The following is a 24159-nucleotide window of genomic DNA, read 5'->3' on the forward strand; positions in this document are numbered from 1 at the left end:
GAGCTATGCAAGGATGTTTTTCATATACTTAGTCGCACTTCCGGTGTTTATCAACAAAATCTTCTCCTCCTTTAAAACTTTTCCAAGGTCAACCAAAACCTGAAGGCCTGCCCATGTAGCTCCTCCTTCTGGAGAAAACGAAATTCCCTCCGACTTTGACAGCTCTAGTGCGCTCTCAATGATGGCTTCTTCCGATACCGCTACCACTTCACCCTTGGATTCCTTTACTACGTCTTTTATCAAATCTTGCCCAAATGCCTTTGGAACCGCCAGCCCGTTTGCCTTCGACTCGCCATAAGGTTCATTATGGTTGTTTCCGTTGACAAAATCAACCATTGGGGCGCAGCTTGTTGATTGGACAACAATCATTCTTGGCAATTTGGAACTGCTAATCCACCCAAGAGCGATCATTTCTTTGAAGGCTTTCCAAATACCTATTAACCCGGTACCTCCACCTGTTGGATAAACAATTACATCTGGCAATGTCCAATTCATCTGCTCGGCAATTTCAAAGCCCATCGTTTTCTTTCCTTCAAGTCGATAGGGTTCCTTCAATGTGCTCACATTGAAAGCTCCGGTCTCCTCTTGAATAAAGTTTGCCAGCTGACCGCACTTATCAATTAGGCCATCTACCAATATCAACTCACTTCCATAAAATCTACACTCGTCTTGAAAGGCCATCGGAGTATGTCTTGGCATGATAACCCTGGCCTTCATTCCTGCCGCTGCGCAATAGGCGCTCAGTGCTCCACCGGCATTTCCAGCGGTTGGCGCCACACATTCTTTTACACCCAGTTCTTTCGCTTTAGAAATAGCTGCACTCATCCCCCTTGCCTTAAACGAGCCGGTTGGGTTTTGTCCTTCATCTTTTACCCACAGATCGTCATAGCCACACTTGGCGGCCATACGAGACATGGGTAAGATGGGAGTCATTCCTTCACCCAATGAAACTCTGTTGGATTTGTCAAACACAGGGAGCATTTCTGAGTATCTCCACATGCTATTTTCTCTGCCAATAAGATCACTCTTTTCATGAGAAACTGCAGCTTCATAATCGACAAGCAAAGGTTTGTGGCAGCATTCTGAAAAAGAACGCAACTCTTTGATGGAATAGTGCTTGCCGCACCTCGAACAAAGTAGGCTGGTCGCGAGAGACTCAGTATCAAAAATTAAATTCATTTGGCAAAAGTGATCTTTGTCAAATAACTAATCAAATGATTTTATCTCATAAGCTATAACTATTGGTTATAAGTACTTTTTGCTTCTTTCACAAAAAACTTGGTAACACCCGCCCCCTCTTCACCTTTACGCATTACGAACTCAAATTTTCTGTCTATTCGTAATGATTTCACTTTTACTTCGCGAAGAGTCCCACTTTGCAATTCTTTTACAACTGCAAGTCTGGAAAGGAATCCGATGCATTTGTCTTCAATCAAAAAGTTTTTCAATGCTTCGGTTCCTCCTAATCTGGCAATCACATTTAAATCGCCCATTCTGATACTCTTGGATTCTAAACATTTTTGAACGACCGAGTGAGTCCCCGATCCCCTTTCTCTAAATGCAATAGGCACATCTTTTATTTCACTGAGTGAAATCTCTTTTTTGCAATATGGACTTGAAGCTGAGCAGACCGGAATGATTTCATCATTCATGAAGGGCTGAAAGTGAACCGCGTTTATCTTATAATGTGCTTCAATAATGGCGATATCAATCTCTCGATCAATCAAAGATTTAAGAATATTCTCACTGTTCCGATTGATCAAGAGAAGTTTTACATCTGGAAACTTTCTATGAAAGGCCGATAGGATTTTCGGCATGACATACAAGGAGATAGTCGTGCTTGCCCCAATCTTCAAAGTGCCCCGTGCCGTTCGCTGATTTTTGATAATGGCCATATCTGATTCTATATGGCTTTGAATAGATTTTGCCTTGTGCAGGTAGTTGAAAAGTCTCTCCCCGGAGGAGGTCAGCTCTATGGTGTTTCCTTTTCTTTCAATGAGTTGAATTTCAAGATTGGACTCTAACTTTTTGATCTGCTTACTTACTGCAGGTTGAGATATATACAATGCTTCCGCTGCCTTGGAAAAGCTTTTATAAGAAGCAACCTCAAAGAAAACTTCGTATGTTATGGAGAGCATATTTGCCGTGCAAAATTAATTAAGCCGTCAAGATATAGACCTCAGAGTCGGTTACCTCAAATTTGTACTCGTTATTCAGAATTTTGAGGAGCTTCTTTACCTGAATGTCTTTGTCGTAGTATAGTTCTGCCAATTTACGTCCATTTCGTTGGTACTTTGACAATAGTTCCGGAGACTTCAGAAAGGTCTTAAGTTTTCGAACAAACTCTGTGTTGGAATATGGATTGTGATGAAATCCACATTTATTCTTTCGAATCAAGGTTTTTATCCAGCCGTCAAAATTGATAATGGTGAGTTTGCCGGCAGCCAGTGAGTCAAAGAACTTGTTTGGACTACCGGTGCCCAACACCTTGACATCTTTGAAGGAGACGTAAACTGCATCGCTTTTGTCTAGCAAATTTTTCACGCATTGCTTGCTGGAATGTGGATAGAATGACACATTTTTTAGTCGCTTAGCAACTGAGCGTAATCGCTTTAATTCTGATCCATACCCAATGATATTGAATTGGACGGGAAGTTGTGCTTCATTAGATTCTTTGGCTGCCTGAATAAAGTATTCGAGCTGGTTGGCTTGTCCAATTGCTCCGCAGTAGGTGATTTGAAATTGATTGTTTTCACTGAAATCGCCCACACTATACTCCGCTTCGAAAAAATTACAGTCTGCCATGTTGGGAATCACGTAGACGCGCGTATTGGGGCTGACCTTTTCTATGTAATTTCTGATGGCAGGCGAAAGAGCAATCACTTTTTCTGCTTCGAAGTAGAACCTCTTTTCTAACGAATACAGCCACTTCTTCAGCCATTTGTTTCTAATTACACCCATTTGCACGGGAGCTTCTGGCCACAAGTCTCCAACTTCAAAGTAATACGGAAGATTCATCTCATTCTTGAGATGCGTTGCAATGAAACCTGTTGTTAACGGGGTAGTCATTACATAGGCCAGGTCATGTTTCGAAAGCTTTTTAGCTTCTCTCTTTGCAAGTTTTACAAACTTCCAAAAGGACCACAATCGCTGAAAAAACCCAAAGCTATTGTCATAAGGCACTGGCAAGTAGTGAACTTCAATCCCCGCTATTTTTTTCACTTCATAGGCTGAATCATGAGCGGTAATCATCGTCACATCATGTCCGGCATCCACCAGTCCTTTGGCCAGATAATACGACCTTATTGATCCTCCTTCTTCAGGCGTTTTGAAATATTGATGGATGTATAGAATTTTCACCAGCTTAAAGATGTGTCGTTCTAAGAAAAAAGCAAACTTGTTTTCGAAGAAAACAACGACATCATCGGTAACACTGATTTTAAATCCTATTTAATCTGTCAGGATTGCAAATCAACCAATAAAAGCTAGGGGTTAACTAGAGCGGTTGTGAAATAATTTGACGCTGAATTTCTTGTGCCTCCAGCTGTTTTTGCTGGCTCATCTCTGGATTGGATTTTGAAAGGTCATACGCTTCTTTCATCAGCTTATCATATTTCTTTTGGAGTGAGGTTACCTTGGAGGCTTTAAATAGTTTTATCATAATCTGTAGCTAGTGAGTGGTTGAAAAAATTCGTTGCGAAGATTCATTACTCACTCAAATCCTGCAATAGCTGATCTTCGAAACCGGTATTTTATTCGATGAAAATGACCCGTAATAACCCATGTCCACCTTTTGTCTATCAAAAGCAGGTATTTCCTGTGATTCTTCGCATTTAGTTCGTCTCAATTTGTGCTGCATTACTTATCATTATCTGGTACGAAGCACCTGGATTGGACAATTCCTCAATGGAAGAAGGTATAAGTGATGACTATCTGCTAAAAACCTTCTGATAGATTGGTTTACGATATAGAAATTGTAAAAGCAAGAAAGGATACATAATGGCATCACCTAAAATCCAGCCGGTAGAAAAGGTTATTTGGTCACTAATTACCGCCCTTTGTCCTGCTTGCTTTACATCATGGATGTGCTTCCAGGATTTAAGAAAGAACGGTAGTTTTATTCCCACATCTATGAACCACCAATGATTATCCGATTCATAATCTTCTATGATATGACTCACCCAAAGCTGCTTAAACAAGATGAAATTAAGCTCCAAAGCTACCTTGTCTCCAGCCCTGCAGCCATCAAATTGCATGAGCTTCACGGGCGGGAATGGGGGATTCAGGGATAGAAAAAGGTCTTCCGTAAAACCAATTTTAATGTCCGGCACAGAGGCTCCCACCTCTGTTTGTATCTTAACTTTCACAGGAATAGAACTTCTCAGTTAAGAGAAAGTTCATCGGAAGCATCTTCTTTAGTCACGGCATAATTCACGAACAGGAGTGTTACCACAGGGATCACAATTAATGGCATTAAAAAAATCAGAAGTGATGCCCAGTCTCCCATCATACTGCCTCCTTGTTTTAGCAGTAATTGATCTCCAAGCGGTCCTTTTGAAAAAAACGTATTCAAAACTACGTTCCAGCCAAGATGCAAGCCAAAACCCATCATGATGGACTTAGTCTTGTGGTAACTTAATGCCCAGGCGTACCCCATCAAACCTGTCCCCAGAAAAACAAGAATCATCGGTATCAAGTTTCCAAAAATCCCAAAAGAGAACCAATGATATATGCCAAATGCGGACGCTGACAGGAGTATCGCTTTCTTACTTCCCAGATAGTTTATTAACAAATACAGAAGTGCTCCACGATAAATCAACTCCTCCGTGAGCACCGATTTAGCATCCCACCATAAGGCATCGAATACATTAAGCACAGTTGCCTGATCATTCAGTATCCAATTTGAAGACTCCATCCAAGATTCAACAAACTGTACAATTGTACAAAGGAGTGCGGCTACCCAGAATCCACCTGCAAATTGAAATATTCGTTTTGACATTGGCTGAAAACCCAATACACCTAGATTTTTTCCGGAGATGAAATGCAGCAGGATCCACGAAACAACCAGAATAACAAACAAGCCAATCATAGCTGCCCCTCTCGTGCAAGCTGGTCTGCTTTTGACAAAAGCACTACTTCTACAATAAGCATAGCTGGAAGCAATACCAACCCTATTGGAGTAAAGATTAACGTCATGTATGAAATGCCAAAAGCAATTTCCAGCCTCCCCGCAACCTTTGCAATCCGTCCCATTCCATCTTGAAGCCTAAGTAGTCCGATTCCAAAAATGATGGAGATTGCTCCAAATGGAACAACTGAAAAAGCTCCCATCGCATCAATTGCATCCAGGTAATTTGGAGAAGTGAGGGTGATCATTATTTCAATACTATAAATCACAGTCATGGCGGCAATGGAAATGTATGAGGCCATTTTAAGTAGCTGATTTTCAAACAAAATACTTAGTGCAACAAAACCTCTTGTGAATAGAAAAAAGGAAACAATGGTAATGACCTTGACTAAAACCGATACTGCCAGTAGTGGCGTTGAGTTTCCCTGAGCACTTATGTGCACATTCACGCCGATTTCTATGATACCGATTAGCAAATAAATAATTCCAGAAATCCAGGCAGGCGTTAAGGTGTTTTTTTGTTTGAGTTCAGATGCGTTTACAAGTAGCATGTCTTTGATTGTTTTTATTGAAAACTTATTTTCAACAATCACATTAGAGGAACCAAACCAATCATTGGTATCTTCTCCCAATGCTTCCAACAATATTTTGATAGTGGAAGCTCTAGGTGTCACAGCCCCAGACTCTATGCGCTGGATGGTTCGCACACTCACATGGCACTTTTCTCTTAGCTCATGTTGTGTCATTCCTTTCGCTGTTCGTAAGGTCAGTAGTTTGCTACCAAGGGTTGGTTGTTCCATCATAGAATTTGTCATTGTTTGTCGCAATGCTACTTGAGCCACAAATGTGCTTCAAATTATTGACGTGACGTTAATGCGACATTTCAAGAAAAGGTGGTTTGAGGAACATAAGGTCACTATTATTCTAAAACAGTTCTTATCTTCATGTAACAAAGTTGATGATATGATCCGCTCAGCAGAACTAAAAGATTTCGCCGATATTGTAAAAATCTACAACCACTACGTTCTCAACTCGCACGCCACATTCGAGATTGATCCAATTTCGGTGGACGATATGATGAACAGGGTTCAAAAAATTCAACATGCATTCAACTTACCATGGATCGTTTTAGTGATTGAAAACCAAATCGTTGGTTATGCATATGCTACTCAGTGGAAGCCCAGGGAAGCGTACTTGCAAACGGCCGAGGTGAGTGTATATCTTGAAAAAAACGCTACAGGGAACGGTTATGGACGCTTACTTTATCAAGAATTAATTGAGCGTCTCAAGCATCTGCGCTTACATGCTATTCTTGCTGGCATTTCTCTCCCAAACGACGCTAGTGTTAAACTCCATGAAAGTCTTGGGTTTAAAAAAGTCGGACAGTTGAAGGAAGTGGGCAAAAAGTTTGATCGCTGGATTGACGTTGGTTACTGGGAGTTGATTTTTGAATAGCAGTATCTTACAAGATGTCTCTTGACCTTCAGGTACACGAACTTATCTATCTCTTTGCCGCATTTCATGGAGCATTTCTTGCTTCTCTTATCATTTTCAAAAGGTATTCTCAAGAGAATATATTCTTGTTTCTTTTGGTTTTGCTTTTCTCTTTCTATCTACTTGAAAGCGTCATCTATTCATCGGGGTACATCAGGTATGTCCCGCACCTTTTTTTTACCACTCTTCCATTAATCTTTCTGATTGGGCCGCTATTTTTTCTATACATCCGATCCTCTCTGAATCAGACCCCATTGCTATGGAAGGATCTTATTCATTTGCTGCCATTTTTGTTTGAGTTTATCATATTGCTTCCCTTCTACTCTTTGGATGCTGAAACTAAAATCAAAGTGTATGAAATGATGCTGCAGTCCTCAGGAAGCTCCGGCGATTTCAGCATTTATTTCATTGGTTATCTTATCTATTTGATTAGCACATTTTTCTATTTTTTAAAAGCGCTAAAGCTTATTCAATCGGCCTCTGAAAATCGGATGAAGGCTAAAGAGAAGAAAAAATTCAGTGCCTTACGGATCGTTTCTGTTGGCTTCTTTATTTATGTTTTTGTCAGCCTGCTTTTATCTGGTCTATCCTGGTCAAATCTTGATGTCAGCATGCTGTCGTTTCACATTAATCTGATAAGCCTCACGCTGCTCATTCATACCATTGGATACATCGCCTTTGCAAATCCGGCTCTACTGGAGTCTCTCGCCACACCTTCTGACTATCAGTTTTCTTCGCTTTCGTCTGAAAAGAAAAAAAGACTCGCCGAACAGCTCATAGCGTCCATGCAATCCAAAAGACTTTATTTGAAATCTGGTATCTCTGCAGGTGAGGTGAGTGAAGAGCTTGGCATTACCAATCATGAGTTGTCTCAACTCTTGAGTGTAGAACTAAACACCAGTTTTTACGACTTCATTAATCGTTACAGGATCGACCATGCAAAAGAAATATTGATGTCTAAGAAATATCGAGATGCCAAGATTTTACACATCGCGCTGGATAGTGGATTTTCTAATAAGTCATCCTTCCTCAGGAATTTCAAGAAATCGACCGGCCTGACTCCTACGGCTTATAAAAAACTTCATAAAAATCAGGTTCCAATCAATTGAGTGATACTTTTTCATGTGTAAGAGGCCGTAGAATACTGCCAAAAACTTACACTTATGAAAAGATTTTTATGGACATTCATTCTGATATATTCAATCGCTTTTTCAGGCATTGGTCAGGAAATAAACAATCTGATACACTCTAAGGATTATGCAAGCGAATCATGGGGAGAACTTGGGGAGATTAAAGAATTTGGCTCGGGTGATCAAACCATGATTCTATTGCCGGGGTGGGGGTTTGATTGGACCATCTTTAAGGATTTCATTTCAAACTACGAGGATCAGTACAAGATATATGCCGTCACTTTTCCTGGTTTTGGATCAACCGCTGCACCGGCGATGCCAGAAAAGACTGAAAGCTACGCAGATACCTACTGGACGAATGGGATTATAAAAGGTCTGACCGATCTGATGGATGAGAAGGAAATTGAGAAGGCTACGCTAGTGAGCTACTTCACGTATAGCAACATCATAGCTACACGAATTGCCTTGGATAACCCTGATCGGATTAATAAGGTGGTCATCATTAGTGGGATGGCAAAGTTTACCAGCAATCTGGTTCCCTATGAACCTGCTTCATTGTCGCAAAGGATTTACTATGTAGAAAAATCATTAGCCCCTCAATGGTTTAAAACTGTCTCCAAGGAAACCTGGGATACTGGAAATTTTCATGCAAAAGCTTTTACTAAAGACTCTGTAGCTGCTAAAAAGTATTGGGATCAAATGTCGGCAGTCCCCATTCCAATCATGGTAAGATATCTCTGTGAATTATACAGTACGGATTTGAGTCTGGAATATGAAAACCTGACCATGCCTGTTATGGTGGTCTTGCCATCGTTTACGGATGAGGTGTTATACACTAAGGAGACATCATACATTGCTCCATTTTTTCATTACAGTTGGTTGGGAGCAAAGCCAGCAAGCGACAAGATTGCCATTGTTTCTATCTCGGATAGCAACGCCTTCATCGTAGATGATCAGCCAGAGAAGCTTTTCCAGCTAATCGATGAGTTCATGGATGATAAATTGAATCGCTATCAGGTAGTGAGGTAAGATTTCAGGAGGGTTCTAAGCTTGAACCCTCCTGCTATTTAATTGGTAAGAGATTTAGTAAACTCAGGTGTAATCGCCTCTCATTTAAAGAAATCATCATTCACTGACTTAACCCTGATTCAATTGGCTATTCAGATCTTAAAGCATCCACAGGATTACCCAATGAAGCCTTTAGCGAGTGATAGCTAACTGTGAACAAAGCAATGAAAAGTCCTCCCACTGCTGCACTTACATACATCCACCAGGTAATTTCAATGCGGTATTCATAGTTTTCCAGCCAACCATTCAGGAGAGCGGTGGATACAGGTATGGCTATTAGGCAGGCTATTAATACCAGAAGTGTAAAGTCTTTCGAAAGAAGTCGCCATAGAGTCGGCAAGGAAGCACCCAACACTTTTCGGATTCCTATTTCTTTGGTTCTTTGTTCTACAACAAACGCTGAAAGACCAAACAAACCAAGGCAGCTAATTAAGATAGCTAAAACACTAAAAAATGTGGCCAGACTCCCAATCTTTTCCTCATCTCTGAATTTCCTAGCGTATTGATCATCTACAAACTCATAATTGAACGGATGTCCTGGTAGAATCTCCTGAAAAGCCTCTTGGATAGCTGGAATAGCTTCTACATAGGAAGCTTCCTTTTTCATTCGTATAAATGCATATCCTTCTGACTCAGAAGAGAATAACATCAAGGGTCTCGGAGATTCATATGGAGAACCTTTGATCATATCTTTCACCACACCTATGATGTTATATGTTCTGCCGCGGCTTTCCCAGCCAAAACCCTCTCTAGCAACCAATCTTTTTCCTACAGGATTTTCCAAGCCCATCTGCTCCGCGGCAGATTCGCTGATAATAACATTCTGACTCTCATCACCATCTACTCTGGTGAAATCCCTTCCTGCTGTGAGTTCCCACTTCGTGGTTTTACCATATTCTGGAGTGACATAGATTGTGTTAAACGAAATAGGATAAGATTTCTCTTGACCCTCCAATCGGAAACCATCATTATTCCCCAATGTATTCATCAATGGGTAATTTGCTGAAGCCATCTCTTCCACATAGCCGGTGCGTAAAATTTCGTCACGAAGCAGGTCAAATTTCTTATAATACTCCCCAGATCTCCCTCTCACAGTGATCAAATCTGACTGATCGTAACCCACAGGACGTGCCTTCGAATACTGTATTTGCTGATGTACTGTGAGGGTTCCAATCATTAATAAAATGGAGATTGCGAACTGAAAAACTACAAGCGACTGTCTCAGCCTAATATTAGACTTGCCCTGCTTTATAGATCCAATCAGTGCCTTTAGCGGGCTAAACGAGGACAGGAAAAAAGCAGGGTAACTACCGGCTATCAATGCAGAAAATAGGGTAAAGAATATCCCGGCGAGCCAGAAGAGAGGGTCACCCCAAGGCATGCTTAGGTCCTTATCAGAAATACCATTAAACCATGGAAGTATCACCCAAACGATCAGGATCGTCAAAACAAAAGAGACTGAAGCATACAAAATCGATTCAACTAAGAACTGAGAAATCAATTGACGTCTTCTGGAGCCAACCGTCTTTCGAATACCTACTTCTTTTCCCCGCAGCTGGTAGCGAGCCGTATTCAGGTTCATGAAATTGATGCAGGCGAGTAACAATACAAATACTCCTATTACGACATAAAGTTTTACAAAAATCATTCGACTACTTGCAACTTGAGCGCCATCTTCAAATTCACCATGTAGATGCCATTCTTTCATTGGCAGTAGCAAAAGATCAATGGGTTCATCATAATCAACGTTCTTGTTAAGTTCATTTTTAATCAGCGCAGAAGCCTCCTGATAATTGATCCCCTCATTTAGCTTGGCATATATTTTTGTGTTGTAATTATCCCAAGTGGGTGGACTTTCTTCATTATAGATTAGCTCCATTGATAACATATATTCCATATCACCAAACGTTGAATTGAGTGGAAGGTCTTTATAAACACCATTGACAATCAACTCAACACTTGTATTTATTTGTACAAATTCTCCAATCGGATTTTTGTCTTGAAAAAGTGTTTTTGCCAATGATTCAGACAATAGCAGCCCGTCCTTATTCTTTAGTGAAGCTTGCCCAGCAACCATCTCCAGTGAGAGCATTTCGGGAGCATCTTGCGAGAAAAAGTATCCTAAGCGTTCCAGCGATTGTTTTCCAACCGTTAAAACCAATGTTCGATTTCGATAGAACGTGATTACCACGTTCTCAAACAATGTAGGGAAAGACTGTTCGAGGTGCTGACCGAGTTTACTGACCAGGGAACTGTTGACCTTTATTTCACCATCATCGACATCTTTTCGGAGTACTTGAACAATTTTATCGTAGTTCTCATGGTATTGATTGAAAGTAAGTTCATCATGCGTCCAAAGTCCAATGAGAATTGCTAGTGACATCCCCATGGCAAGACCACCAATGTTGATTGCTGAAAATACTTTGTTTTTTATCAGTACTCGATAACTGATTTTGAAGTTCTGCTTGATCATAGTCGGAATAATTGAGTTTGACTTAAAAAATTTGAAAGCAAAGGGGCGGAGATAGTTGAAGACCTGATACCAGTAGTTGAGTTTGGCTCGTCTCAATGATTTTTTTTCTATAGTCCAGTAGAATTTTTCATCGAGATCGCCGAGTACTTCTTCCGCCAATTCCCTCTTCAGGAAAAGGAGCAAAAATTTCTCAGCGAGTTTCGGTGGTTTTGAATTTTTCACCCAAGAACAAAATTGAGTTTACCTTCGGCAAAGGCTGGAAATTGATTCCACAGTGTCATTTTCAGCTCTCTGGAAATCTCCAATGCTCGCTGGCCTGCTGCCGTAATGGTGTAGATTCTTTTTCGTCTTCCGCCTCGTTCTGCTGAGCCAGCCTCCATTTCTGACGTAAGAAATCCTTTATCCTCAATCCTGCTCAATGTGGAGTGAACGGCTCCTATCGAGACCGGACGTTTCGTTTGTGTTTCGAACTCTTCAGCGATTTTAAAGGCATAAGCCTCATTATTTAAGATTCCAACAAGTAGCAGGATGGTTTCTTCAAAGTCTCCTAGTTTACTTTCTTTCATGTCTATTGTTTTTAAAACTTAGCAACATGAGTTACTAAATTGTAGAACAAATATACGGAGCATATTTTAATTTGTTCTACAATTTAGTAGTAAAATGAATTTTATTCGCTTCTGAGCGATTCAGTAGGGTTTGAGCGCATAACTTTAATGGAATGAAGAGCGACAACCAACATTGAAATAACGATGAGACCTAGGCTCGGTAGAGCGAATTCCCAGGCACTAAGGGATATCCGGTAGCTGTAATCTGCCAGCCAGCTTTTGGAGGATAAATAACTTGCCGGGACTCCAATCAAAATAGCAATGGCCAGCATGAGCGAAAATTGCTTACATAGCAATAGCAATATTTCAGAAGCAGAAGCACCAAGTACTTTTCGGATACCTACTTCTTTGGTGCGCCTTTGAACCTCAATAGCTGCTATGCCTAATAGCCCCAGACCTGAAATAATAAGTGCCAGTACAGAAAAGGCCTTGAACACCAAAAACATATCGTTTTCGCTTGCATACAATTGTTGCAGCTTATCATTCACAAAACTGAACTGTGTAATCGCGTTAGGGGATTTTCCCTTAAGCCTGGATTCGATGTATTCCATGGTCTCGACAGCATTTTCACCATCGATCTTAAAAAGTAGATTTCCGGCCCAGGATGGTTTAAGGCAGATGGCAAGTGGTTCTACTTCGCTATGCAGTGAATAGTAATTCACATTTTTAAAGACTCCAACAATAGGCCCCTGTTCATCTCTGTACTGCGCGATCGTTCCTACTGCATCCCGATCCCAGTTTTTAGCGATCTGCTCACTCACCAAAAAAACAACTGATGATGTATCTACTTTGGTTCTGAAATTTCGTCCTTGGACCAATTCTATACCCATCACATCCAGATAGCCCTCATCGGCCCACAACATATTTGTGGCTCCATAATCTATCTCAGGATCTGCGTCCGCAGGACGGAAGTATTCTCTACTCAAAGGCTCCCCGACAACATTTGATGCAAGGGATACACCTCGAATGTTTGGGTTTTGCTTGAGTGATGCAACAAAAGAGCGATGGCTTTTACGAATCTCTCTGCCAAGATTTCCATGGGTCTTGAGCGTCACAACCTGATCAGCATCGAATCCCAAATCCTTCTTTTTGATGAAATCCATCTGGCGATTGACCACCACAGTGGAGATTAAAATGAAAAGAGAGAGTGCAAATTGAAAGACAATTAATCCCTTTCTGAACAATGAAATGCTGGCCTTCGGATTGGCGTTTTTGACAATCAACTCAGCAAGCTTTTGCCGGGTAACGAGCAATGCGGGATACATGCCTGAAAGTAAACCGAGCAGAATCGCTAGCGCAGCAATGAGCATCACATGTGCCGGAGCAAGAAGGTCAGTCCATGTAATGGTCAAATCCACCAATGCATTATAATAAGGCAAGAAAGCAATGCATAGTGCGAGCCCTAGCGCACTGGCAAGCACCGCGGTAACACTGGCTTCTATCAGCAACTGAAAAATCAGCTGCTTTCTCTGCGCACCGACTATCTTCCGCAAGCCAATTTCTTTCACTCTTTTAAAAGCAAGTGTTGTGAAAATGTTGATGAAATTGACACTGGCAATGATGATGATGAAAATAGCAAGTGTCCCAAAAATGTAGATATACAAGATGCTGCTATTTGGCCCCATTTCACCTGTCCTTTTGGACTTTAAATGAATATCAGTCAAAGGCATTATCTCGAAAAACTGATCGTTCAAAGCCATCTCTTCCGCTGCCTCTTCATTGAAATAGTGAACTGTGAAATCTGGCATTCTCTCACGAAACTTCACGACACTTTGTTGGTCATCCAACTGCGCATAGGTATACATAACCATCCATCCGCGAGAACCTGTCCAGTCTTCGGGAATCTGCTCATAGAACGTGGGCATTGAAACCAAGGCTTCTGCCTTCAGATGAGACTTTTCCGGAAGGTCAGCAATCACTCCTGTCACTTCAAATTTCCTTTTCTCCTCGTTGATTTCAACAAATTCTCCAACAGGATTTTGATCTCCAAAAATCTTAGAAGCGATGCTTTCAGTAATCAAAACAGTATACGGTTTGTCTAATGATCCTTTTTTCAATCCCTCGATGAACTTCAGGTCAAAAACCTCCACCACCGATTGATCGGCCTGAAAAATGGCTTCTGAAATGAATTGCTTTTCGTTTGTCCCAATCACCGAAGCGTTTCCACCATACTTGGCAAATCGGGTGACGTCTTCTACTTCTGGAAAGAAATTCTTTAGTTCGCCTGCAAATGATGGTGGTGATTGTGCCCAGTCTTTGCTGGAGGACACTCTGAAAATCCGCTCATGTTTGGGATATGCTTTTTCAAAACTCAATTCATGGGTGATGTGAATGTAAATGAAGAGGCTGATGGATATTCCAATCCCTAAGCCCAGCATATTCCCCAGGCTATACACTTTGTGTTTTCTGATATTTCTGAGCGAGAGTTTTATTGAATGCTTGATCATGCTTAGTTGGTTAAATTTTGTCGACTGATTTGAGAGTCGACTGTTGTAGGCACGCATGAAAAGAATGGCATTCCACACGTAAAACACTCTTGCCCGGAAGGTTCCCTTCTCTTGTTTCCAGATAGTAAACATTTCTTCCAGGTCTCCCATTATTTCCTGAACATAGTCCGGATGGCTGTACCATTTAATTAATCGGATGGCCCATCTAGGTGGGTTTTGCTTGCTCATGATTGTCCTCCTTCCCAGAGTATCTGCGGCACATGCTTCCACATGCGCTCGCGAAGTTGCCTTGCTTCGTTTACTGCTTTTTTTCCAAAGGCGGTAATTTCGAAAAGGCGTTTGGTTCTACCTCCTCTACTCTCAGTAGCTCCACCCATCTTTGATGCTAAAAAGCCCTTCTTTTCCAGTCTTATAAGCGTGGAATGTATGGTGCTTAGTGTTGATTTTCTCGAAGAAAATTTTTCAACTTCCTCTTTGACTGATACGCCATATGCATCTTCCTGCAGTATTCCAACCGCCAATAGACAGAGCTCCTCAAATTCACCAAGAGATGTTCCTTTCATAATTTTATATTAGTTTCGGTTTTGCCGATGTAATATACGAGGAAATATTAGTTTCGGTTTTGCCGATCTTATAAGAAGTTTCTAAATACTCATCAGAAACTCCATTTCAAGCGTAGGAAGATAAGACGTGCCTGTGATTCATATTCTTCAAAGAACTTATCGAAATAGATTTGGGAAATCAGGTCTAAGTCCAGGTCCTGCTTCAAAGAAAAAGTGACGGATGGATTAATGAAAAGTGCATCCCTTTTACTTGGATAGTAAATAGTAGCAACTCCTCCATTTATGAGCGGATGAAAGCTGTAGCTTGTCTGCAAAAAAGTAGCATAGCGAAAGGGGGATAGCTCTTTGGCTGTAATTCGATCGGACGCTACAAGGTTGATGCTTTCCTGAAAGTTCGGAGTAATAGACGCGGCACTATTCACAAGCAATGATCCGTTAATGTATAATGAACTTTCGAATGAATAGTCAATAGCAATTGTGGCAAGCAATGCCTCATTTCCAGCTCCTTCATAGGGTGTGAAATAGGTAATCTCTCCCTTGAATCCTGCATCTTTTATACTTCCTGCCCACCCAAAGCCGATCGTAAGATCTTTCCTTGCCTTTCCAGCCAGTACCTGAAAATCGTAGTTCCATTTATTCCATCCCCATTTACCGGCAATAACCATCTCATCAAACTCATCTGCTAGATTACTAGCCAGTTCCAAACTCGATGCAACACCTGTATATTTCTTAATGCTTATAGCGTCACTTCCTGGTCGTTCTTCATAGTCAAAATCAAAAAAGGAATAAGCATTGAAAAGGTCGTTTGGATTCCAAACTACGTTGATCCCCCAATTGATGCGCTGGCGTCCTACACGAATTTCCCAATCATTTTCATACCATTCCACAAAAGCCCTATCGATCATGGTGTGACCCAACACGCTATTTTCACCAGCCATCGCCGATAGGTCAAAATAGTCATTATTGGCATCTACTAAATCACCATAATTCGGAACGGACTTCACTGTCTCTCCCCAAAAAAATCGATTCCTTAGCTCAACCTTTACATTGATTTGATCAGTGGGAAACCACTTGAAATTGAGCCTGTTATGAATGAGATTATCAAAGGTGGTGGAGTCATTGGCAATGTTGACATTAATCAAGTCTTTCACATACCCTCGTATCCACCATTTCTTTTCTTTCTCTTCCTCCTGAGCCCAACAAGAGCCAAACTCCAAAAAAATGAACACTATAATGAATGCCTTTTTCACACAGCTTCCAACACTTCTTTCTTTTCATCCGATGCAATGGCTCCATCTACTAACGTTATCACTCTCCTTGCCTGATCAATCACCCGCTGATCATGCGTTGAAAAAATAAAAGTGACACCTTCATCACGATTCAACTTGGCCATAATGTCTAAAAGCTTGGCTGCAGTTTTGGAGTCCAGATTGGCTGTAGGCTCATCAGCCAATACGAACTGTGGCTTAGAGGCTAGCGCTCGAGCAACGGCTACTCGCTGTTGTTGGCCGCCAGAGAGTTTACTCGGCTTCTTGTTCATTTGATCGAGCAGACCCACTTCTTCTAAAAGTTGATGCACACGCTGATTTCTAACTTCAGCAGGTACTTTTTGTAGTAGCATCACAAATTCTACATTTTCTTTGGCCGTAAGGACCGGAATGAGATTATAAGCCTGAAAAACAAAGCCAATATTCTTTAAACGGAAATCAATCAATTCATTTTTAGATAACTGAGTGATGTCCTGATTATGAATCCAAACCTTCCCAGATGTTGGATTATCAAGCCCGCCAATAAGGTTTAGCAAAGTGGTCTTACCTGAACCGGAAGGTCCTACCAATGCCGTAAACTCTCCTTTCTCAATGTGCAGATGTACATCATCTACGGCCTTTACGGGAACAACACCTTCATAAACTTTGGTTAGGTCTTCGGTATGAATGACACAGTTTTCGTGATTATCGTGTTCTTTCTTCATAGCATTTAGATTTTTCTAATGGCTGTAATAGGGTTTAGTCGCAAGGCAGTAATGGCTGGATAAATAGACGATAGTATAGCGGTAATTAGCACTAGTACCATAATCCTGATGTAGTATTCAAAGGCCAAATCGGGATAAATCATCGATTTGAATCCATATTGAGCATAGCCTTCCCCGTATATGCTGGAGAGATCTAATCCGTACTTTCCTAAATACTCGATAGTGACATAAGCAAGCAGCAGCCCAAAGGGCGCCGCTATCATTACCATAAAAATGGTCTCCAAAGAGATCATTCCAAACAGGCGTATTTGATTCATCCCTATAGCCATCAGCATCCCGATCTCTCGCACGCGCTCAAGAACCGCCATCAGCATTGTGTTGACGATTCCAAAAGAAAGTGCGACGAGTATAATCGCAAGAAAAATGATCATGGATTGGTCCATTGTTTCAATCATAAGTCTCAATTCCGGTGAAATATCTTTCCATGATTCGACCGTCAATTCCTGGAAAGTTTGATGTATCTCATTTTGAAAAACATCCAGTTCTTCTGCATTGTTGAGTAGCAAAGCGATCTCATGATATTCAGAGCCATTCCCTAACAACTTTGACAGGTCCCTGCCCAAAGTATAAATATTAAGCTCTTCTATTGCGGAGTTGTGACTCTTGTAAATGCCTTTGACTCTAAAGGCACCTGCAACTATGTCTTTATTCACATCTTGAAATGTAAGAACTACTTTCGATCTCAACTTTACCTTCAGCTTCTTAGCTAACTTCTCGCCTATGATGATCTTATTTCGATCATCGTCAGTCAGGTACTGCCCTTCTGAGATTTGATCTTGCAGCTGTGTGAGTTGATGCTCCATTTCCGGGTCAATGCCAATCAGCTTTCCCCCTGCCGTTGATGACGGTGAGTTGATCATTCCGAAAATCAAAACTCTTCCAGCTACTGATTTTACCGAAGGATGACTGGATAACATTTGTACTTTTTGTGCACTATTTGGAATGGCAAACAAGGCATCATTGTCCTCCTGATATTCAGGATGATGAATTTGCAAATGACTGATTTCTGTTTCGATTGCATCCTTCAATCGTTGGTCGATCATCCCAAATGCGTAGGCCATAATGAATGACCCTGCCCAAAGTCCTAAAGCCACCGCAGTAATCACTATCAGGCTTCTCGCCTTATTTCTCCAAATGTTTTTCCAAGCCAATTGTGCTAACATCATTCCTTTGATTTACAACCTAATCTCTCATCGCTTCAACTGCATCGAGTCTTCCTATTTTAAACATAGGGTACACTGAAAGCACCAAGGCAATGATCAGTACCACTATCGTTTGAGAATAGAAAATCTTTGGTTCGATGGAGAAATAAAAAACTGGATCAAATCCGTACCGCTCATACGCTTCTTTCAGCTCTCCTGTGATTTTGATGGGGTATGCATTGAAATAAGCGATTAAGGGAATGCTGATAAGTGTCCCAACCAATGCCCCCAGCATGGAAACGAAAATATTTTCCAATACCACCACCGACGAAAGTTTGAACTTCTTCATCCCTATTGCTACCAGCACCCCAAACTCAAACTTGCGCTCCATGGTCATCATCAATATGGTTCCGAAAATACCGAAGGAAATAAGCAGGTAGAGTACAAAAAGAAAAATTACGTTTTCCGCACGCTCACCCTCAATCACCTGATCCAGCTCTGGAAGTAAAATACTCCAATCCATAACCTCATATTCCGAACTGACAAGCATACCAAGCTCCATTGCGGTATCTTCAGACACGTTAATATTATTCACTTGAAGTACCAGCGCTGATAATCTATTATCTGCACCAAATAGCCATTGACCTTCTTTCAAAGGCAGATACACCATGCTTTTATTGAGTTGAGGAGAGGAAAAGTCTATGATTCCTTTGATAGGGTACTTGCCAGCAGCACTCACACCATGGTACCCCTGACCAATAATTACCAGCGTGTCCCCAACGGAAAGCTCAAGGTAGTTCGCTAGTCCCAGTGTAATCAGTGCCGCTTGATCCTCTGCATTGATAAATTCGCCTTCCACAATTTTTTGGTCAATCTTGGTGATCAGGCGCTCTTTCTCCGGATCGATTGATATGATTAGACTTCCCCGAGAATTGTCCTTAGACGCAGTGAGCGCAAATGATTCTAGCCTCGGTATCACACTCTCCACATTCTGATGAGACATCATTGCGGATGAGAGTTCCTCTGATGCTTCGAAAGTATTGTTAATGGATTGATCGTCCCAGTGTCCGTTTTGATGAAGTTGAATGGCCCCTGAATAAAAGCTAACTACATTTTCCTGCATTTTTATGAGTATACCTTCTTTCAAAGAATTGAGAAAAATGGCAAGCAAAACGGCGAACACAACCGAGGCTGATGTGATCATCGTTCGTTTTCTATTTCGCCATAGATTTCGCCAAGCCAATTTCAATATCATCACCTTACTCTTTTCATGTTTTGTAGTGAAAAGAAATTCTCACTTATCTGCGCATCATAGTCCACCTGGTGATAGCGAATCACCGTTTTATGTCCTTCCTTTTCGGCAGGGATGAACTCCATTATTGACGGCAGCATTCTTCCCCCTAGGTTTTTGATTTCTAAGAAGTTCACTTCATTAACTAGGTATCCGTCTTCATCGTACATTTCACTTCTCAGCTCAATGTATTCGTCTTTATCAATCCAATTCAGCACCTTTCCCCAGACCACAGCCACATCCGGTTTTGGGATCAACTCGATCGCCCAGCAATCACGGCCCAGTATCACGGAATCACCAAGTATCTTATGGGTGTAATCTTCTACTACCGAAGATTCCTTTATCAGATCATCGTTTGTGAAATCTGAGCCCATCCATGATTGCATCATCATAGAGGGAGGTAGCTTTACATTGCGCTCTATGGAAGGAAGCCAGTTCCAAATTTCCTTATCTCGCTTCAAAAAGACCGATCCTTTATCCCTGGCCGGAGCAGTGATCAATATTAGAGAATAGTCCGTTCCTATAGACCAACTTTTTACATCCATGTCCCTAGACCAGGTCGGCCTTATAATGCTTATTGTCATTTCTGCAATGGCTGCATCTCCTCTACGCTTTTGATCCGCCTTCCGTATAATCTCCTTCGCGTCCTGCGAGAATACCTGCATCGATCCTGTTGCAAAAAGGATAAATAAAAAAGTTCCCAGTGAGTAATTCATAAGGACAGCAAGCTAAAAAAATCAAATCGCCAAGTAAATGATATAGCTCAATAGAATCTGTGAGTTTGCTCACAGAAACACCTATCAGTTAAATAAGTAAGCGTGCCGGCAACTAAGATCACACATTAGAAAATTTCATGAATTTTACATTTTACTTACAAAAGTGAAACTTTATTATCTTCACCAAAGTATAATACTGACAATTGTGTAAAATATGCGAGATATTAAGCTAGGAAACTTTGAAGAATTAGTTCTACTACTGGTTGGTGTACTCTATGATCAGGCCTATTCGGTCAATATTGTATTGGAGTATGAAAACCAGACTGGAAAAAAAATCAATGTAAGTGCGATACATACAGTTCTGTATCGATTGGAAGACAAGGGATTTTTAGAATCTAAAATGAGCGATGCAACCTCAGAGAGAGGCGGAAAGCGGAAAAGGCTTTTCTACTTAACTCCCTATGCACAAACAGCACTAGATGAACTATCCTCTCTACGGGAAAGATTGCGCTACCAAATTCCTGAGAAAGCACTTAACTGGTCCAAAGGCTGATGACAAAAAAAGGACTACATCGGCCTCCAACCTCAGCTCTCAAGTTCTTTCGCTGGTACTGTAGATCGGAACGGCAAGAAGAGCTCGAAGGAGACTTAGTAGAATTCTTCATGTTGAGAATTCAAAATGGTGCTCCTATTTGGAAAGCACGTCTCTTCTTCTGGTGGAATGTGCTTCGTTGCTATCGCAGCTACGCAAAAAAGAAAACTCAAACGACTAATACAATGTACCCATTATTCAAATCGTACTTCAAGCTGGCCATGCGGCATTCATGGAAAAACAAGTGGTCAGTAATGATCAACGTGATAGGCCTAGGTCTTGCACTCAGTATGTGCATATTCGTCTATACCATGTATGCTTACAATTTTGAATTTGATTCATTTTATGAGGATTCAGAAAATATCTATCGAGTGCATTCGATGACCTACGAAAATGGAAGTGAACGAAGGAATGAAATCACTCCAATTGCAATGGATAATGTGCTTAGAACTGAACTAAGTCAAGTTCAGGGTGTAAGCGCCATGTTTGACGAGTACTTCACCGTAAAAAAAGGCACGGATTATTTCACACATGAGGTAGGCATTGTTTCTTCAGATTTTTTTGAGATGTTCAAGTTACCCCTTTGGTATGGCTCGTACAGCGATTTTGGAAACAAGCCACTCATCTATCTGACAAAACCAGCAGCTAAAAAATTCTTTGGAGATCAAATGGCATTGGGCGAAAAGCTTACACTTTATATCTCATCAAACAAGAAAATTGATGTGACCGTAGGTGGTGTATTTGACCGTATTCCATTAAACACCAGCTTTACGATGAGTATGATCATCAGCTTGGATGATTATGTAAGAGAGACTGGATATACACTCAACGATTGGTCAAATAAGTTCTATGTTACTCACTTTATTAAGACATCTCCGAAAGCTATTCCTGATATTGTTGAAGGAATGTCTGCATACATACCTCAGCAAAACGAAGGGCATAAGGAACTCAAAATGAACTCCTTTGAACTTACCCCATTTCGCAGTGCTATTCACAATGACCGGGATATGTATCGGACAAACTCCAATGCCAGATTGGGTTATGCGGTTCACATTATTTTTACCTCTCTCGCTTCCATGGTATTTCTGATTGCTTGCTTTAACCTGGCCAATTCTTCTATAGCGATGATAGCCAATCGCCTGAAAGAAATTGGGATCAGAAAGACTTTAGGCTCAGAAAACAAGCAAATCATGGTTCAATTCCTCATGGAAATGGGGATTGTATGTGCACTGGCGTTCATCATAGGCTTGTCGATGATTAATTTCACTTCTAGCTCCATTATGGGATTGTTCGGGGAAACTTTTCTTATCAAGGATATTGACCTAACAGGTGTTATCTTTTTCGTTTTCATATTTTTACTCTTTACAACATTGGTGGCCGGAATTATGCCGGCGCTTTACGCGTGGAAATTCCAACCGATAGCAATCATGCGAAAGTCAGCAAAGCTGCGTGGGGTGGGGTGGATCAATAAAACGCTGACGGTAGCACAATACAGTTTTTCCATTGCCGTATTATCTGCTGCGGTTACTTTCTCAAACAATTCAAAATTCCTGGATAATCTGGACTTGGGCTATGCCAATGAAAGCATATATACATTGGAGTTTGCTGATCAAGCAAATTATGCTGCAGTCAAACAAAAGATTGATCAGTTACCAGACATTCAAACAGTGGGGACATTTAACCACATTCAAAGGTTTGGTAGTTCGAGTCGCAGAAGATTACTGCAAATCGACACATCCGTTCATGAGCTTCAAACTTACACCGTAGGTTCAGAGTATCTCGAATTGATGGAAGTCCCAATCACGCTGGGCCGGTCCTTCATCTCTGGAAGTGAAGCTGATGAGAAAAACGCCATCATTGTAAATCAGGAATTTGTACGCCAATATTTTGAAAATGAGAATCCATTGAACAAAGTGGTTAAGGTTGGCGAAGAGCGCAAAACGATTATTGGGGTTAGCGCAAACCTTATCCAAGATGTGTACATGGATGCTGAAGACAAACCAGCTGCCTATCTGTTTTCTGAGGAAAACCAATATCGTTTCCTCATTGCTAAAGTAGGCAGCGGTGACCTTCAAGAATTGGAAGACAGATTTAAAACAATTTGGAGCGAAGAAGTTGACGGACCGTATGAGGGCAGTTGGCAAAAAGATTTGGCTTACGGGTCAGCGGTAAGGGATACAGAAAACCTCCGGATCATTTTTTTGGCCATGGCCATTCTGGGTGGATTTCTAAGTGTAGCTGGGATATTCTCACTTTCTAAGCTAAATGTGAGCAAGAGAATAAAAGAAATTAGCATTCGAAAAGTATTGGGCTCTTCCTTAAAACAGCTGCTGGTTAAGATAAATAAGTCCTTTTTGTATGTGCTCACGATAGCCATAGTGGTAGGTTCCGCACTGGGCTACCTCATCTCAGAGATGGTTTTGAGCATGATCTATCGTTACTATGTGGCTATTTCTCCATTCACAAGTATCGTCAGTGGTTTGTTTATTTCTATTGTGGCTATCACGATTGTCACACTTTCAGTATTGGCTCCAGCGAAAGCAAACCCTGTAGTAGGATTGAGAGATGACTAAAATAAATTCATACGAATTATTTCGTAACAACTAGCGAAATAATTCGTATATTTGGTTGTGGAAAACATACTAAACGATCCTGCAGCCAGATATAGAAAAGCCTCAGAAGGCATTTCAAAGTCTGATTTCTTAGTTATCGTATCCAATACGGGGCTAAACCTTACGGAGTTTTCGGCACTACTTCCAGTATCAAAAAGAACCATAGAAAAGGCCAAGGATAAGGACTTGCTTAGCCCCGCCGTAAGCGACCGTGTGTTACAAATTGCTTCACTTTACCAGCATGGGAATTTGGTTTTGGGCTCGCCTGCAGCTTTCAAGGAATGGCTTCATTCGTCTTTGATAGCTCTCGGAGGTCAGAAGCCCGTTCAATTCATGAACAATGATACGGGCATTTCCATGATTAATGATCTCTTGGGAAGAATTGAACACGGCGTATATTCTTAATGAATCTTTTCCGAATTACTTCCAAAGTATACGCACGAGATTTATCTGGCACTGGAGCCATGCTGCACGGTGGACGATGGAACCCCAAAGGAATTAGAATGCTTTACACTTCTCAAAGTCTATCCTTAGCTGCACTCGAGACAATTGTTAACTTATCCGGGGATAAACTTACAAGCAATCTCTATTGCGTAGAACTCGAATTTCCAGATGAGTTAGTAGTTGAAACAGTAAATAAAATTCCGAAAGATTGGAACAAATTTCCATTCAGTTCAGCCACAGTCGATATTGGAAGGGAGTTCATACAATCTGAAAAGCTCTGTTTAAAAGTTCCAAGCGCAATTATTTCAAGCGAGTATAACTATTTGCTAAATCCGCTGCACGATGATTACATGCAGGTCAAGCTCCTCGATGCGCGTCCCATGATTCTGGACAAACGCCTTTTTCAAAACTGAATAGGTCTT

Annotated in this window: 23 protein-coding genes; 7 read left to right on the top strand and 16 right to left on the bottom strand. The window is 41.1% G+C overall.

Features of this window, described 5'->3' with window-relative positions:
• Positions 1–3: 3 nt before the first annotated feature.
• From ABJF57_RS03580 to ABJF57_RS03610, 7 genes are all read right to left on the bottom strand, one after another.
• Entirely contained in the window at positions 4–1179 is a 1176-nt protein-coding gene (locus tag ABJF57_RS03580) for a threonine synthase (RefSeq protein WP_462231157.1), read from the bottom strand.
• Positions 1180–1238: 59 nt separating this feature from the next.
• Positions 1239–2138 (bottom strand): LysR substrate-binding domain-containing protein, encoded by a 900-nt coding sequence (locus tag ABJF57_RS03585; RefSeq protein ID WP_462231155.1) that lies wholly within the window; start codon positions 2136–2138, stop codon positions 1239–1241.
• A 19-nt stretch (positions 2139–2157) separates the two neighbouring features.
• A complete protein-coding gene (locus tag ABJF57_RS03590) occupies positions 2158–3360 on the bottom strand; it encodes a glycosyltransferase family 4 protein (RefSeq protein WP_462231153.1) in 1203 nt (400 codons plus the stop codon).
• Positions 3361–3496: 136 nt separating this feature from the next.
• The gene (locus tag ABJF57_RS03595) at positions 3497–3661 is read right to left on the bottom strand and encodes a Lacal_2735 family protein (protein ID WP_462231151.1); all 165 of its coding nucleotides are present in this window, start codon (positions 3659–3661) and stop codon (positions 3497–3499) included.
• A gap of 268 nt (positions 3662–3929) precedes the next feature.
• The gene (locus ABJF57_RS03600) at positions 3930–4367 is read right to left on the bottom strand and encodes an SRPBCC family protein (protein ID WP_462231149.1); all 438 of its coding nucleotides are present in this window, start codon (positions 4365–4367) and stop codon (positions 3930–3932) included.
• Positions 4368–4381: 14 nt separating this feature from the next.
• Entirely contained in the window at positions 4382–4999 is a 618-nt protein-coding gene (locus tag ABJF57_RS03605) for a CPBP family intramembrane glutamic endopeptidase (protein ID WP_462231147.1), read from the bottom strand.
• Between the two features lie 86 nt (positions 5000–5085).
• Complete coding sequence (locus ABJF57_RS03610; protein ID WP_462231145.1) at positions 5086–5931, bottom strand: helix-turn-helix domain-containing protein; 846 nt, start codon at positions 5929–5931, stop codon at positions 5086–5088.
• 160 nt (positions 5932–6091) lie between these two features.
• On the opposite strand from ABJF57_RS03610, the gene ABJF57_RS03615 reads away from it, so the two are divergent.
• The 3 genes from ABJF57_RS03615 to ABJF57_RS03625 are packed head-to-tail and all read left to right on the top strand — an operon-like array spanning position 6092 to position 8781.
• Positions 6092–6583 carry an N-acetyltransferase family protein gene (locus ABJF57_RS03615; protein ID WP_462231143.1) on the top strand — a complete coding sequence of 164 codons (492 nt, stop codon included), beginning with the start codon at positions 6092–6094 and terminating at the stop codon, positions 6581–6583.
• A gap of 14 nt (positions 6584–6597) precedes the next feature.
• The gene (locus ABJF57_RS03620; protein WP_462231141.1) at positions 6598–7731 is read left to right on the top strand and encodes an AraC family transcriptional regulator; all 1134 of its coding nucleotides are present in this window, start codon (positions 6598–6600) and stop codon (positions 7729–7731) included.
• A 54-nt stretch (positions 7732–7785) separates the two neighbouring features.
• Entirely contained in the window at positions 7786–8781 is a 996-nt protein-coding gene (locus tag ABJF57_RS03625) for an alpha/beta fold hydrolase (RefSeq protein ID WP_462231139.1), read from the top strand.
• A 127-nt stretch (positions 8782–8908) separates the two neighbouring features.
• Here the strand turns inward: ABJF57_RS03625 and ABJF57_RS03630 are convergent, their stop codons facing one another.
• The 9 genes from ABJF57_RS03630 to ABJF57_RS03670 form a co-directional block, all read right to left on the bottom strand.
• The gene (locus ABJF57_RS03630) at positions 8909–11515 is read right to left on the bottom strand and encodes an ABC transporter permease (protein ID WP_462231137.1); all 2607 of its coding nucleotides are present in this window, start codon (positions 11513–11515) and stop codon (positions 8909–8911) included.
• Entirely contained in the window at positions 11512–11859 is a 348-nt protein-coding gene (locus tag ABJF57_RS03635) for a PadR family transcriptional regulator (RefSeq protein ID WP_462231135.1), read from the bottom strand. The genes ABJF57_RS03630 and ABJF57_RS03635 overlap by 4 nt, the downstream gene beginning before the upstream one ends.
• Before the next feature lie 101 nt (positions 11860–11960).
• Positions 11961–14573 (bottom strand): FtsX-like permease family protein, encoded by a 2613-nt coding sequence (locus ABJF57_RS03640; RefSeq protein ID WP_462231133.1) that lies wholly within the window; start codon positions 14571–14573, stop codon positions 11961–11963.
• Positions 14570–14908, bottom strand: a complete 339-nt coding sequence (locus tag ABJF57_RS03645) for a PadR family transcriptional regulator (RefSeq protein ID WP_462231131.1) — start codon at positions 14906–14908, stop codon at positions 14570–14572. The genes ABJF57_RS03640 and ABJF57_RS03645 overlap by 4 nt, the downstream gene beginning before the upstream one ends.
• Before the next feature lie 92 nt (positions 14909–15000).
• On the bottom strand, positions 15001–16137 hold the full coding sequence (locus ABJF57_RS03650; RefSeq protein WP_462231129.1) for a hypothetical protein: 1137 nt from the start codon (positions 16135–16137) through the stop codon (positions 15001–15003).
• Between the two features lie 17 nt (positions 16138–16154).
• Positions 16155–16880: an ABC transporter ATP-binding protein gene (locus tag ABJF57_RS03655; RefSeq protein WP_462231127.1), complete on the bottom strand. Its 726-nt coding sequence runs from the start codon at positions 16878–16880 to the stop codon at positions 16155–16157.
• Positions 16881–16885: 5 nt separating this feature from the next.
• On the bottom strand, positions 16886–18106 hold the full coding sequence (locus ABJF57_RS03660) for an ABC transporter permease (protein WP_462231125.1): 1221 nt from the start codon (positions 18104–18106) through the stop codon (positions 16886–16888).
• A 16-nt stretch (positions 18107–18122) separates the two neighbouring features.
• Complete coding sequence (locus ABJF57_RS03665; protein WP_462231123.1) at positions 18123–19286, bottom strand: ABC transporter permease; 1164 nt, start codon at positions 19284–19286, stop codon at positions 18123–18125.
• A 50-nt stretch (positions 19287–19336) separates the two neighbouring features.
• Positions 19337–20089 (bottom strand): outer membrane lipoprotein-sorting protein, encoded by a 753-nt coding sequence (locus ABJF57_RS03670; protein ID WP_462231121.1) that lies wholly within the window; start codon positions 20087–20089, stop codon positions 19337–19339.
• Positions 20090–20303: 214 nt separating this feature from the next.
• On the opposite strand from ABJF57_RS03670, the gene ABJF57_RS03675 reads away from it, so the two are divergent.
• The 4 genes from ABJF57_RS03675 to ABJF57_RS03690 are packed head-to-tail and all read left to right on the top strand — an operon-like array spanning position 20304 to position 24150.
• The gene (locus ABJF57_RS03675; RefSeq protein ID WP_462231119.1) at positions 20304–20642 is read left to right on the top strand and encodes a PadR family transcriptional regulator; all 339 of its coding nucleotides are present in this window, start codon (positions 20304–20306) and stop codon (positions 20640–20642) included.
• Complete coding sequence (locus tag ABJF57_RS03680; RefSeq protein WP_462231117.1) at positions 20642–23254, top strand: FtsX-like permease family protein; 2613 nt, start codon at positions 20642–20644, stop codon at positions 23252–23254. The genes ABJF57_RS03675 and ABJF57_RS03680 overlap by 1 nt, the downstream gene beginning before the upstream one ends.
• 57 nt (positions 23255–23311) lie before the next feature.
• Complete coding sequence (parS, locus tag ABJF57_RS03685; protein ID WP_462231115.1) at positions 23312–23698, top strand: type II RES/Xre toxin-antitoxin system antitoxin; 387 nt, start codon at positions 23312–23314, stop codon at positions 23696–23698.
• The gene (locus tag ABJF57_RS03690; protein WP_462231113.1) at positions 23698–24150 is read left to right on the top strand and encodes an RES family NAD+ phosphorylase; all 453 of its coding nucleotides are present in this window, start codon (positions 23698–23700) and stop codon (positions 24148–24150) included. The genes parS and ABJF57_RS03690 overlap by 1 nt, the downstream gene beginning before the upstream one ends.
• The last annotated feature ends 9 nt before the right edge of the window (positions 24151–24159 follow it).

This window comes from Ekhidna sp. (genome assembly GCF_039940915.1).
In the GTDB taxonomy this organism is placed as follows: Bacteria; Bacteroidota; Bacteroidia; order Cytophagales; family Cyclobacteriaceae; genus Ekhidna.